This window comes from Lysinibacillus sp. NPDC097279 (assembly GCF_044761745.1).
Taxonomy (GTDB): Bacteria; Bacillota; Bacilli; order Bacillales_A; family Planococcaceae; genus Lysinibacillus.
Window position 1 is genome coordinate 105,436 of sequence record NZ_JBIWDA010000008.1, and the last position, 14,426, is coordinate 119,861.

10 protein-coding genes are annotated in these 14,426 nt (G+C 37.6%); 8 read left to right on the top strand and 2 right to left on the bottom strand.

Going from position 1 to position 14,426, the window contains the following annotated elements:
* Positions 1–2: 2 nt before the first annotated feature.
* The 5 genes from ACIQ1H_RS21230 (at position 3) to ssuE (ending at position 7,226) form a co-directional block, all read left to right on the top strand.
* The gene (locus ACIQ1H_RS21230; protein ID WP_402891735.1) at positions 3–1,058 is read left to right on the top strand and encodes an acyl-CoA dehydrogenase family protein; all 1,056 of its coding nucleotides are present in this window, start codon (positions 3–5) and stop codon (positions 1,056–1,058) included.
* 133 nt (positions 1,059–1,191) lie between these two features.
* Complete coding sequence (locus ACIQ1H_RS21235) at positions 1,192–3,258, top strand: catalase (RefSeq protein ID WP_402891738.1); 2,067 nt, start codon at positions 1,192–1,194, stop codon at positions 3,256–3,258.
* Positions 3,259–3,552: 294 nt separating this feature from the next.
* Entirely contained in the window at positions 3,553–4,749 is a 1,197-nt protein-coding gene (locus ACIQ1H_RS21240) for a polysaccharide deacetylase family protein (RefSeq protein ID WP_402891741.1), read from the top strand.
* A 270-nt stretch (positions 4,750–5,019) separates the two neighbouring features.
* Positions 5,020–6,357 (top strand): dihydrolipoyl dehydrogenase, encoded by a 1,338-nt coding sequence (lpdA, locus tag ACIQ1H_RS21245; RefSeq protein WP_402891744.1) that lies wholly within the window; start codon positions 5,020–5,022, stop codon positions 6,355–6,357.
* Between the two features lie 335 nt (positions 6,358–6,692).
* Positions 6,693–7,226 (top strand): NADPH-dependent FMN reductase, encoded by a 534-nt coding sequence (gene ssuE / locus ACIQ1H_RS21250; RefSeq protein WP_402891747.1) that lies wholly within the window; start codon positions 6,693–6,695, stop codon positions 7,224–7,226.
* A gap of 50 nt (positions 7,227–7,276) precedes the next feature.
* Here the strand turns inward: ssuE and ACIQ1H_RS21255 are convergent, their stop codons facing one another.
* The gene (locus tag ACIQ1H_RS21255; RefSeq protein ID WP_173478036.1) at positions 7,277–7,441 is read right to left on the bottom strand and encodes a hypothetical protein; all 165 of its coding nucleotides are present in this window, start codon (positions 7,439–7,441) and stop codon (positions 7,277–7,279) included.
* A gap of 220 nt (positions 7,442–7,661) precedes the next feature.
* Between ACIQ1H_RS21255 and ACIQ1H_RS21260 the strand changes: the two genes are divergently transcribed.
* Complete coding sequence (locus ACIQ1H_RS21260; RefSeq protein ID WP_402891750.1) at positions 7,662–9,050, top strand: aldehyde dehydrogenase; 1,389 nt, start codon at positions 7,662–7,664, stop codon at positions 9,048–9,050.
* Between the two features lie 23 nt (positions 9,051–9,073).
* Here ACIQ1H_RS21260 and ACIQ1H_RS21265 read toward each other — a convergent pair whose 3' ends face one another.
* Positions 9,074–10,678, bottom strand: a complete 1,605-nt coding sequence (locus ACIQ1H_RS21265) for a two-component system sensor histidine kinase NtrB (protein WP_402891753.1) — start codon at positions 10,676–10,678, stop codon at positions 9,074–9,076.
* Positions 10,679–10,949: 271 nt separating this feature from the next.
* On the opposite strand from ACIQ1H_RS21265, the gene ACIQ1H_RS21270 reads away from it, so the two are divergent.
* Positions 10,950–12,416 (top strand): UDP-N-acetylmuramoyl-L-alanyl-D-glutamate--2,6-diaminopimelate ligase, encoded by a 1,467-nt coding sequence (locus ACIQ1H_RS21270; RefSeq protein ID WP_173478033.1) that lies wholly within the window; start codon positions 10,950–10,952, stop codon positions 12,414–12,416.
* A 217-nt stretch (positions 12,417–12,633) separates the two neighbouring features.
* A complete protein-coding gene (locus ACIQ1H_RS21275) occupies positions 12,634–14,211 on the top strand; it encodes a peptide chain release factor 3 (RefSeq protein ID WP_173478032.1) in 1,578 nt (525 codons plus the stop codon).
* The last annotated feature ends 215 nt before the right edge of the window (positions 14,212–14,426 follow it).

Below are 14,426 nucleotides of genomic sequence, written 5' to 3' on the forward strand. Positions count from 1 at the left end.
CCATGGCAGTAGATGCAGTAGCTTTACAAACGTTAATAGAAGAAAAATTAAAACCGTTCGTAAAAAAAATTGATGAGGAAGCTTATTATGCGGAGGATTTTTTATTGGAGCTCGGTAAGGCAGGATTTTTCGCTTCAACACAAAAAGATGAACAAACAACGCTATTAGATGAGCTAACGATTGTACAAGAGACAGCGAAAGTTTGTATGACAACTGCATTTTGCCTATGGTGCCACCTTGCCGCTTTAACATACTTACGTAAAACGAATAATAAGCAATTACGCGAAAATATTTTACCCTTACTAGAACGTGGAGAAGTACTAGGTGCGACAGGTTTATCGAATCCGATGAAGTTTTATGCTGGGCTAGAGAAGCTTCATTTATCAGCTGAGCGCGTGGAAGGTGGCTATGTCGTCAATGGAGTGTTACCCGCTGTTTCAAACTTAGCAGCAAATCACTGGTTCGGGGCGATTGCCCATAATGGTGAGCAGGAAGTGATGGTATTCGTTAATACAAACAATGAGAACATTACACTAAAGGAGAAAATCCACTTTTTGGGTGTCAACGGCAGTGCGACCTATACATGTAAGTTTGACAACGTCTTTGTTGCTGATGACTATATCATTGCACAAGATGCAAGCACATTTGTAGATACTATTCGCCCGACATTTGTACTGTATCAAATTCCGCTAGGTTTTGGTGTAGTAGACTCAGCCATTGAAGGGATAGAAAGAGTTAAGGCTAAGCAAAATGGATGTAATGAATATTTACAAGTTCAAGCGGATGAACTAACAAAAAATCTACGTTCATTACAAGAAACACTTCAAGTACTAATTCAATCTGGCGAAGTTAATTTACAAGCAATTTGTCAGCTTCGTTTACAAGTCGTTTATAATACATTGGCTGCAGTGCAGGCCAACATGCTCCATAATGGCTCAGCGGGTTATATTGCAGGAAGTACACCATCACGTAAGCTACGCGAGGCATACTTCTTTGCTAATTTAACACCGACAGTTAGACAGCTTGAGAAGATGACGGCAACAGCGAAAGCGAAATAGAGAATGAAGTAACCTTGACTGGCGTTATAGAGTCAAGGTTCTTTTTTATGAATGGACGCATTCATTCATGTTTATTTCTGAAAAACATACAGTGTATATAGAGCGTAATTAGGACAGAAGGAAAGGGGATCGTGTGGATAAGTCTAAATCAAATCAGAGCAAGGATTTGACTGAAAATGCGAAGGATCAACAACTAGAGGCATTTCGCGTCAATAATGATGGGAAAAAGATGACGACCAATCAGGGGCTGAAGGTTTCTAATGATGAAGATTCACTAAAAGCGGGCGTTCGTGGACCAACCATTATGGAGGATTTTCATTTTCGGGAAAAAATGACGCATTTTGACCATGAGCGGATTCCCGAACGAGTTGTACATGCTCGAGGATTTGCCGCGCACGGAGAGTTTGAACTATATGAATCGATGAAAGAGTATACAAGGGCCAAATTTTTACAGGAGCCTGGAAAGAAGACGCCTGTTTTTGTTAGATTTTCGACCGTAGTAGGGAGCTTAGGCTCAATGGATACGGCCCGAGATGTACGCGGCTTTGCAACAAAATTTTACACAGAAGAGGGCAATTATGATTTAGTTGGTAACAATATACCAGTGTTTTTTATTCAGGATGCTATTAAGTTTCCAGATTTAATTCATGCTGTAAAACCTGAGCCTCATAATGATATGCCTCAAGCGGCTTCTGCACATGATACATTTTGGGATTTTGTCGCAAATAATCAAGAAATAGCGCATATGATTATGTGGCATATGTCTGATCGAACGATTCCTAGAAGTTTTCGGATGATGGAAGGCTTTGGTGTGCATACGTTCCGTTTTGTAAATGACAAAGGTAGGTCGAGATTTGTAAAGTTTCATTGGAAGCCAGTGCTAGGTGTGCATTCACTTGTTTGGGATGAAGCACAAATTATAGGGGGCAAAGATGCCGATTTTCAACGACGAGATTTATGGGAATCAATTGAAATCGGGGATTTTCCAGAGTATGAGCTTGGTGTCCAGATGATTGAGCCAGAGGAAGAATTTAAATTTGATTTTGATATTTTAGATGCAACAAAATTATGGCCTGAAGAGCTAGTACCTGTTAAAAGAATCGGAAAAATGACATTGAATCGCAATGTAGATAATGTTTTTGCTGAAACGGAGCAAGTCGCTTTTCATCCTGGAAATGTTGTGCCGGGCATTGATTTTACAAATGATCCTCTGCTACAAGGTCGCTTATTTTCATATATCGATACACAGCTTCTTCGATTAGGCGGACCAAACTTTGCTGAGATTCCTATTAATAGGCCAGTTTGCCCGATTCATAATAACCAACGAAATGGATTCAGTCGACAAACGATTAATACGGGAAAGGTTAGTTATCATAAAAACTCGCTTGCAGGTAATACGCCTTCAACATCCACTGCAAAAGAAGGGGGATTTGTCCATTATGAAGAAAAGGTCGAGGGACGTATTACTAGGGCCAGAAGTAAGTCCTTTAATGATCATTTCTCACAAGCTCGACTATTTTGGAATAGTATGTCGCCACCTGAAAAGCAACATATTATTGACGCCTTTAGCTTCGAGGTAGGAAAGGTTAAAAGTAAATACGTTCGTCAGCAAGTTGTGGATATGTTTGTCCGTGTCGATAAAGAGATGGCTACAATAGTTGCCAATAATATTGGTGTTAATCGACCTACAGGTGAGCAATCAAACGTTACTATATCCTCACCTGCATTGAGTCAGGCGAATACTGTGAAATTGCCACAAACACTTAAAGTGGGTGTATTAATAGGGGATGGGTTTGACGCCAATGAGGTGGGAGAAGTACTTAAATATTTAACAAGGAATGGTGTTCGCTATAGCATCATTTCTGATAGGCTCGGTGTGGTGACGGGTACTAATGGTGTGCAGTTAACAGCGAGCGATACATTTATTACAACGGATGCGGTGCTTTTTGATTCCTTATATGTTGTCGGAGTTCGAGCTGACAATCAAGCAAAGTTTAACACTTATATTGTCAATTATATTAATGAAGCGTACAGACATTTTAAGCCAATTGGTATTGCTTCAACAGGCACAACATTTTTTAATATGTCCAATGCTAACGTAGGGCCAGGCATTATTTTAGCAACTGGCAATGCTGGATTTGCCAAAAAATTTGTTGATGCCATTGCTCAGCAACGTTTTTGGCAGCGCAATATTTTCTAATATACGTCCATGGCGGGTGTATGAGGGTGTCATGAGGGTGTCAGGCACTCAAACAATTTAGCATGTGCTTCTTCGCCAACTTAGACTTCTGCTCAGAACGTATGCAATGTTAGACGTATCAAATCGCGCGCTGGCAAGAGGTCGGTGCGGAAACAGCTTATAAGTGTCAGGCACTCAAACAATTTAGCGATTTGTCACCTGAAAGAGACTGTTCAATATAGCACAGTCTCTTTCGGTATGTCATTATTTCGTATATACTTATATAGACTATAGTTTGGGAAAGGGACCAATATTATGAAATACATAAGGAAAATATTATTATTTGTTGTACTTGTTTGCTGCTTTCTCTCAATATCAGAACAGGCAATGGCAGCAAAAGCAACAAAATTCTATGAATATAGTAATGCTAAAGGTATTACGGTCATTAACTATCATTCATTTGGGGATTATAAAGAAATAGCGAATATAAATATTACAGAAAAGCTATTTCGTGAGCAGTTGAAGATGCTAAAGGACAATGGCTATTCAACCATTACGGAGGAGCAGCTAATCGCATATTTACAAGGGCATGGTCGCATTCCTGAGAAAGCAGTATTTTTAACGATAGATGATGGCTATGAAAGTGTCTATAAAATGGCATACCCTATTTTAAAAGAAATGGGCATGCAGGCGACATTGTTTGTAATCGCAAATGATGTAGAGACAGGTGCCAGAAAAAATGTACCTATGTTGAACTGGCAACAAATAAAGGAAATGTCCGATTCTGGTATTATGCGTATTGGCAACCATACATATGATTTACATTGGCGAGGGAACAATGATAAGTCAAAACACGAGGCAATGATACTTAATCAGAAAAAAAATGGAGAGCCACTTACAAATGAGGAGCGTCTTCGATACATTCAAGAGGATGTTACAAAGGCACATCAGCTAATAGAAAAATATACAGGGATAGCACCTAAATCGTTTGCATACCCATATGGTGTTTATGATCGAATTGCTGAGCAGGCAATCAAAAAAGCAGGTTACACGATCGATTATTCTACACAGGGTGGCTATAATTTATTTGGACAAGGAACCGTTCATATTAAACGTATCGATTCTAGCAATCGAGTATCGGCGCATGAGTTAAAAAAGATTTTAGAAAAAAATTATTCACTTGCAGAGCAACAATATCGACAACGAGATATACAAGTCGAGGCTCAAGTTACTTCAAATAAAGTGACACTCAAAGCTTGGTTAAAAAGTGATATGAATAAGGGACCACTTCAAGCAAAAGAAACACGTTTCGAGCTTTATAAAATGGTGAATGGTGAGCGCCAGCTTCAACGTGATTTTGGCACTTACTGTGTGACAGCAAATAAGAGTACAAGAGTGATGTCAACCGAAGAAAATATCGCAAATTATGAAGCGGGTGGTTATTCCGTTAAAGCGATTATGATTAAACAAGACGGAAGTAAAGAAGTTTTCTGGATTAATTTTAATAAATAATAAAACCGCTATACTTCGCGGGAATACTGATTTGCTCCGCGGAAAAAGCATTTCACTTCGCGGGAATACTGATTTGCTCCGCGGAAAAAGCATTTCACTTCGCGGGAATACTGATTTGTTCCGCGGAAATAACATTTCACTTCGCGGAAATATTGTTTTATTTCGCGGAAATCCCATTATGTCGGAAGTTCTTTATATTTGGTAAGAAGAAGGATGTGTCATTGCATTCAAATTTTGTAAATGTTAAGGTGATAAAAGAGGTGAATAGATGTGAAACAATTTGATATCGCCATTATTGGCGCAGGTCCAGGAGGATATGTGTCAGCAATTCATGCAGCTAAAAGTGGTATGAAAGTAGCTTTAGTAGAACGTGATAAAGTGGGAGGCGCTTGCTATAATGTTGGCTGTATTCCATCTAAAATTTTGTTAGAGCACAGTAAATTAGTGCAAGAAATAAAGCGTGGCAACGATTGGGGAATTGAAACACCAGTCGTAAATGTAAACTTCCCTCGTTTAATGCAACGTAAAAATGCAGTCGTGCAAAAGCTTTTAGACAATATTGAACAGTTTATTGCGAGCAATCATATTACGTTTTACCGAGGAGAGGCATCGGTAGCTGCCGATTTAACGATAACGGTTGATCAAGAAACTTTTAGAGCGAAAGATATCATTTTAGCAACTGGAAGTAAGCCATTTGTGCCGCCGTTTAAAGGACTAGAAAACGCAGCCTATTATACGACGGATACTTTTTTTGAAATGGAAGAACTTCCACAACAGCTAACGATTATTGGTGGAGGAGTAATTGCCGTTGAAATGGCATTTAGCTTGGCACCACTTGGTACGAAAGTAACAATGCTGAATCATAGTGCCGATATTTTACAGACGGAAGAACCAGATGCACGACCAATTATTCGCGAGAAGATGAAAGATATCGGTATCGAACTTGTCACAAACTTTCAATTTGAGCATTTTAATGGCAATGAAATTCATACATCTAAAGGAATCTATACATACGAAAACTTATTATTTGCAACGGGGCGTCGGCCAAATACGGAAATTGCACAACAGCTAGCGCTTGATTTTGATGGTCGTTTAATTGCGGTAAATAAGCATTATGAAACGAGTCATCCACATATTTATGCAATAGGTGATTTAGTCGGAGGCTATCAGTTAGCACATGCTGCTAGTGCGGAAGGTATTTATGTTGTGGATTATATTTTGGGGGCTAAACGAGCATTGGTTGACCAAGCACTTATTCCACGTTGTGTTTATACACATCCTGAAATTGCGACGTTTGGCTTGTTAGAAGAGCAAGTGGAGCAAGCGTATACGGTGACCAAAATGCCAATTCACACAAATCCAAAGGCGTTAATGGAAGGAAATGTCGAAGGTTTTGTAAAGCTTATTGTTACGAAAGAGGATGGAGATATTTTAGGAGCATGTGTTGTGGCTGATGGTGCTACAGAAATGCTCAATGCTATTTTAGCTATGAAAAATGCTGGTGGCACAGTAGCTGAATTAGCAAATATGATTTTCCCTCATCCTACCGTATCAGAGCATATTGGGGATGCTGCAAGAGCGGTATTTGGTAAAGCGATTCATCACTAAAGTAAATTGAGAAGAAGGTTGTCACATAATGGTTGTGGCAACCTTTTTGTTATTCAAATATAAATACCTTTAAAGTTTATTGACTTTAACGAAAATTATGTTAAATTAATTTTATAAGATTACTTGGTATTAGAACGGATTAGCTGGCTAGACATCTAGAGGTTTCTATTTTACGTGACGACTTAGTTGTTGACTGTATATAGAAGCCTCTTTTTTGAACAAAGGTGTGATTTAACGACGGTACACATGGTTTTAAATAGATAGTCATTCTTGACCGCTAAATAAGGGGGATGGTGACTTTGAAATGGACTAGAAAACAAAAGGGAGTGAGCAAGATGACAAAAGTAGTAATTATTAATGGTAGTAATACGAGGTATTCACGAGTGACGGCGATTCAGGAGAAAGTAGAGCGTTTTTTCCCAGCTCATAGTACTGACATACACACAATTCAAGTACATGAATTGCCTGCTGTGGCGTTAATAACTGCAGACTTTGAAAATGATGTCATTAAAGCAGAAAATCGTAATGTGGAGGAAGCGGATATTGTTGTTATTTTAACACCTATATATAAAGCATCATATACAGGAATATTAAAAACCTACTTAGATTTATTGCCACAAAAAGCGTTAGTAGGAAAGAAGATTTTACCGATAGCAGTGGGTGGCTCTATTGGTCATTTACTCGCATTAGAATATGCTCTAAAACCTGTATTGGCTGTATTAGGTGCAACAGATATTGGTCACTCTGTTTATATTATCGATAAGCAAATTATTCGGCTAGAAGATGGCAGTTTTGCTATTGAGGAGGAAGCCATTCATCGCCTTGAGGTGGAATTAAAAAAAATACAGCATATTGTTGCTGTAAACTAATGTATAAAAGCGCATCGCAGGAAATGCACTCCTAAGATGCGCTTAATCGATTAATTTACTTCAGATTCATCCAATAAAGTTTCTTTCTCCGACGGTATTGTAGAAAGATATAAAAATGCCTCATCTTGCAATAACAATAATTTCTCTTCACATATCCCGTGCGATAATACTCCTGAAAAAATGGATTCCCACCAAGTTCCTGTTGTTGTTGTCATTTATCTACGCCCCCGTTTCAATTTAATATGTAATTGTATATTTCCCGAGATTCACAAAAAAAAACATGGCATCATTAGTTGCTATTACTTTTTTTTTACAACACCACCTGTTTCAGAAGGAGGAATTTTCGCCTTCAATGTTGTATCGTATAGACAAAGATAGTTTGTTTCAAAAAAGACCAAACTATGTATTGCAATAAAAAAAAAGGGGTGTTTATTTATGAATTTTACGCCACAAGATGTTGAAAATATGATTACAGAGCAGCGACAATTTTATTTTTCTCGCGCTACAAAAGATGTAAAGTTTCGAAAAACCCAATTAATGAACTTAAAGAAAAGTATTTTAAAGTATGAAAAAGATATTTTACATGCGTTGTTTTTAGATCTAAGAAAAAGTGAGTTTGAGGCATACGCAACAGAAATTGGAATTGTCCTTGATAGTATTTCTTATATGGTGAAAAATTTAGAGGAATGGGTGAAGCCAGAAATAGCTAAAACGCCAATTCACCTTCAAATGGGAAAAAGTTTTATTGTTCGAGAGCCATATGGCGTTACGTTAATTATTGGGCCATTTAATTACCCATTTCAACTTGTGATGGAACCTTTAATTGGTGCAATTATTGGTGGGAATACAGCTATTGTCAAGCCTTCTGAAACATCTGTGCATACAGCAAATATAGTGAAGAAAATTATTGAAGAAACATTTGAACCATCCTATATTCGTGTTGTAGAAGGGGAAAAGGAAGAAGTAACTGCCCTTATTCATGCTTCGTTTGATTATATATTTTTTACTGGCAGTGTAGCTGTCGGTAAAATAGTGGCGAAAGCAGCAGCTGAACGGTTAACGCCATTAGCACTCGAACTTGGTGGTAAAAGTCCTGCAATAGTCGACCAAACCGCAAATTTAGAAGTTGCTGCCAAACGAATTGCATGGGGGAAATTTACAAATACAGGTCAAACATGTGTAGCGCCAGACTATTTGCTTGTCCATAAAGATGTATATGATCGGTTTATGAAATTGTTAAAGGACACTGTCCGTTCTTTCTACGGGAAAAATGCGATAAAAAGCCCCGATTACGGTCGTATTGTGAATGATAGACAGTTTGATCGTCTGCAAAAAATTTTAGTGGAGGAACGGGACACTATTACATATGGTGGGCGGAAAGATCGGGATGATTTATATATTGAACCTACCATTATTGAGTATGTAAAGTGGTCAAGTCCTTCCATGCAAGATGAGCTATTTGGACCGATTTTACCTGTTATGGTATATGATGATTTACGCCTTGCTATTCATCAAGTTCGACAATTGCCGAAGCCTTTAGCAGCATATTTTTTCTCAGAACATGAAAAAGCGATCGAATACTTTTTAGAGGAATTGCCATTCGGCGGTGGCTGTATAAATGACACGGTAACACATGTAGGAAATCAGCATTTGCCATTTGGTGGGGTTGGTCCTTCAGGGGTTAATGCGTATCATGGAAAGGCAAGCTTTGATAATTTTACACATCCAAAATCAATATTAAAAAAATCTTCAAAGCTCGAGACAAATATTCTTTTTCCACCGTATAAACAAAAGGTTAAACTTATTCGTACTATTATGAAGTAAAAAGGATGGAGGTGTCTCTTTTTTTAGACACCTCCATCCTCTTCATTTTCTACTGGCGGTAGTTTTATTTTTATCGTTGAGCCATAGTTTAACTTGCTTTCAATTGCAATAGTGCCACCATGTTCCTGGATAATCTTGTTTGTGATGAGCATACCAAGACCTGTTCCTGTAGACTTGGTTGTATAAAATGGTTCAAAAATACGCTTAATCATAGCCTCAGACATTCCAACACCATTATCTGTAATTGTCACCATAATTAATCCTTCCGTATCTTTAGCAATGAAAATAATTATTTCTCCTTCGGCTGTACGTGCTTCAATGGCTTCAATGGCATTTTTAATAATATTGATAAATACTTGTTTTAATTGATTTTCATTAGCTAATATTCGGTTATCTTCGCTGACAAGATGCAGTGAAAAGATAATGTTATGCTTTTGAAATTCGAGATGAAATAGGTGACTAATACTATTAATAATATCGTCTATGGAAACGATTTTTAATTGTTCTACATGAGGCTTAGACAGCACTAAAAATTCACCAATAATTAAATTAATACGCTCGATTTCGGATTGAATAATTTCAGTATAAGCATAACAGGATGAATCCTTTTCTATACTCATCATTTGTACAAAACCTGATATAACAGCCATAGGATTACGAATTTCATGTGCTACACCAGCTGCTATTTCGCCTGCCATTTTTAGTTTTTCTGATTGTAGTAAAAGTTGTTCATTTTCTTTTTTATAAGATATGTCGCGTGTAATAGCAGAAATAGCTATCATTTTGTTTGTGCGATCATAAATTGGCGAAAGTGAAATTTCAACATCGAAAACTGTACCATTTTTTCGCATATCTTGTGTTTCTAATAGTTTGATGCTTTTTCCCTCTAATAAACTGGCATAGCGCTGTTCTGCTTCCAAGACATTTTCTGGTGGCACGAGTGGGATGCTTTTGCCAACAATTTCTGCTCTAGTCCAGCCATATACTTCCTCAAAAGCTGGATTTACATCAATAATGCGATTATCTAAACTAAAAACCGCGATACAATCATTGGCATGTTGAAAAAACAAATGCAAATAGGCTTCTTGCGAAAGCAGCTCTTGTTTCTTCTCTAAATTCATTTCGTTTAGTCGATACCAAAAATGTTGTAAATAGCGTGATTGAATCCATCCAATAATAGTAAGTAAAAGGACAACAAAAATAAATGTATCGAAATACTGAGCATTCACAAAGGGTTCACTGGGAAAATGGTGATAATAAGATAGAGCTATAATTTCTAACAAAGAAACAATACTAATAAGGGTATTCATTTTTATCGATTGATAGATAGTTATTAATAATATATAGAAAATAAAGCAAATAAAACTAGTTAAAGAAAAGCTAAAGATATTAAGGTAAACGATGGCTATATTGCCTGATATAATTAATACCCATTGCATGGGCACTGGTTTAATTTTAAATATTTTGCCTGCTAGTAAAGGTAAAAATAATATTAGCAATATACCGATCAGTACTTCGAGGCTACTATAGAGATTTAACATAATAAGCACTCCATAGGCAAAAATAGCTGTCACATAAAATAGCAAGATAATCTCATTACGCATACGTAAAAATTCCAATTGTTGCATATTTAGCACCTCAATTTTTAATCAATATTTCCATCATACATGATTCGCAGTTGTCGATAAATGCCGATTTTTGATAAGATAGGAAAAATCGGACTTAATTTTATAAATGGTAGCGTTTTCATTTAAAAAACGTCTTGTGAGGCATTTCATTTCTAGGCGAATAAGTAGTAAAATAAATTCATTAGGTAAGTGGGGGTATTCAGATTGTCTTTTTTTGTCGAAAAACAAGAAATGATGAAATGAATGTTGAGATTGATTGGAGGACTATGAAATGTATGCAGAGGAATTGTTAAGTGCATTACCTTTGAAAAAAATAATTGGCGTGTTACCGGACCAAGTGACGGATATTGTGATTGATTCTCGAAGTGTGCAACCGAATAGCATGTTTGTATGTATTAAAGGTTACACAGTGGATGGCCATGATTACGCGCAAAGAGCTGTTGATGGTGGTGCAACAATTGTTGTCACTGAACGAGAACTACCATTAGCTGATGCGATAGCACAAGTTGTTGTGAAGGATACAGATCGTGCAGTTGGTTTGTTAGCTGCTAAGTTTTTTGACTATCCTTCAAAAGATATGACAATGATTGGTGTAACAGGGACGAATGGGAAAACATCTGTAACAGGTATTATTCAAAATATCATGCACGGTATGGGCGAGAAATCTGCATTGTCGGGAACAATTGGTTTTAATTTAAATGGTATTTTATATGAATCTGCGAATACGACAAGTGATGCATTATCGACGCAACAAATGATTTTCCGTGCAAAAATGGAAGGCTGCCGTTTAATGACGATGGAGGTTTCTTCACATGGTTTAGCACTTGGCCGTTTAGCAGGTGTTGATTATGATGTTGCCATTTTTACAAACCTTACTCATGATCATCTTGATTTCCATGGTACGATGGAGGAATATGGGAATGCAAAAGGCTTATTATTCTCTCAACTTGGACAAGACTTAGAAAAAAATAAACTAGTAGTGCTTAATGCGGACGATGCTTGGTCAGAACGCTATGCAGCGATGACGCCATTCCCAGTATGGACTTATGGATTAAACAATGAGACAGCCGATTTCCGTGCTATTAACTGTGAGTACCATGATTACATGACTTCATTTGATGTAGTGATGTCTGAAGGGATATTCCCTGTGAAAATGCATTTACTTGGTGAGTTCAATATTTATAATGTACTTGCTGCAATGGTTGCCTTTTATGGCAGAGGCTATTCAATGGAATCGATTATTGAACAGATAGAGCAATTACCACCAGTAAAAGGTCGTATGGAAAAAGTATGCTCTGATTTGCCAGTGCAAATCTTTGTTGATTACGCGCATACACCAGATGCTATAGAAAAGGCTATCGCAGCAGCTACGCCTTATAAAAAAGGAAAGCTTATTTTCTTAGTTGGCACAGGGGGCAATCGTGATAAATCTAAACGTCCTGCAATGGCTGAAAAAGCATCAGCAGCAGATTATGTAATTTTAACGACAGATGACCCACGCTATGAGGAGTACGATAGTATTACAGGTGATCTTGCTAAAGGCATGCTGCATAAAAATTATGCATGTATTGGAGATCGAGCAGAGGCAGTACGTCATGCAATAGAAATTGCTGAACCAGGGGATATGATTATTTTTGCTGGTAAAGGTCATGAAGATTACCAAATTATCGAAAATACAAAATATCCACATAGTGATGCAGAAATTGCGATAGAGGCTGGACACTTAAAATTTGTCTAAATTAATTGCGAAAAAAAACTTTAGTAGCAAGCCCAACTTGCAAGGCAGCCAACGTAGTGATGGCTTCCATGCGTACAATAATTCAAACGTATCGACAGTCTGAACCCTTTTAGTAGTGACTAAAGGGTTTTCTTTTTGGGGAATTCATGTAAAAAGGTTGTACGAAGGGCTAGACTTCTTTTATTATTAGTAGGTATGAAAAAAGGAGAATGAAGAGATGACTTCAAATTTAGAAAAAGATATATTAGCAAGACGTACGTTCGCTATTATTAGTCACCCGGATGCTGGGAAAACGACAATTACAGAAAAGCTTTTACTTTTTGGCGGAGCGATTCGTGACGCAGGTACAGTAAAAGGTAAGAAATCAGGGAAATTTGCTACATCAGACTGGATGGAAATTGAAAAACAACGTGGTATTTCGGTAACATCTTCTGTTATGCAGTTTGATTATAGTGGTTCACGCGTTAATATTTTGGATACACCAGGACACCAAGATTTCTCTGAGGATACGTATCGTACATTAATGGCAGTAGACAGTGCTGTCATGGTTGTAGATGCTGCTAAAGGGATTGAGGCTCAAACATTAAAACTATTCAAAGTTTGTAAAATGCGCGGTATTCCGATTTTTACATTTATCAATAAATTGGACCGTCAAGGGAAAGAGCCACTTGAGCTAATCGAAGAGCTTGAAGAAGTGCTTGGTATTCAAGCCTACCCAATGAACTGGCCAATTGGTATGGGGAAGGAATTCCTAGGTATTTATGACCGTTATAACAAACGTATTGAGCAATTCCGTACTGAAGAGGGAGAACGTTTCCTACCAATCGATGAGAACGGTGAGTTAGCAGTTGATAATCCGATGAAAGTCACTTCCTATTACTCACAAGCGATGGATGACATTATGCTACTAAATGAGGCAGGTAATGCTTATTCAGAAGAAAAAATTCGTCGTGGTGAATTAACACCTGTATTCTTCGGTTCTGCCTTAACAAACTTTGGGGTACAAACATTCCTTGAAACTTATTTACAATTTGCTCCAACACCTCAGCCTCGTATTACAGAAGATGAGCAGTTCATTGACCCTGTTGAGCATCCAGAGTTTTCTGGCTTTATTTTCAAAATTCAAGCGAATATGAACCCTGCACACCGTGACCGTATTGCCTTTGTACGAATCGTATCTGGTAAATTTGAGCGCGGTATGAATATGACGCTATCTCGTACAGGAAAATCGTTTAAAGTGACACAGTCTACACAGTTTTTAGCTGACGACCGTGAAACAGTTGACGAAGCGGTAGCTGGAGATATAATTGGCTTGTACGATACAGGCACATACCAAATTGGTGATACTGTTGTAGGTGGCAAGAAAACGTTCCAATTTGAAAAATTACCGCAGTTCACACCTGAACTATTTGTGCGAGTAACGGCGAAAAACGTAATGAAATCAAAGCAATTCCATAAAGGGATTTTGCAATTGGTGCAAGAGGGAGCCATTCAGTACTACAAAACACTTCATACAGAAGAAGTTATTTTAGGTGCAGTTGGGCAATTACAATTTGAGGTATTTGAACACCGCATGAAAAATGAATACAATGTAGAAGTAAGAATGGAGCCAATTGGTTCAAAAATGGCACGTTGGATTGAAAATGAAGAAGATGTCAAAGAATCAATGTCTTCAAGTCGTTCAATGCTTGTAAAAGACCGCTTTGACAATCTTGTTTTCCTATTTGAAAATGAATTTGCTATGCGCTGGTTCTCAGATAAAAACGAAAATATTAAATTATATAGCCTTCTATAAAAAGAAACACGAATCGACAATTCATCGATTCGTGTTTTTTTACAAGGAAAATAAGCGATTGGTGTAGAATATATACAATATAAGGAAATGGTGATAGTTTTTCTTGGGAAATAATGAATATTTCAATGGAGCGGAAGGCGGCGACTCCAGACCCTAGACTGAGCGTAGCGAGGGAAGCGGCTCGGTGCTTGCCCGCGGAAAGCGTCCGCCTGTAG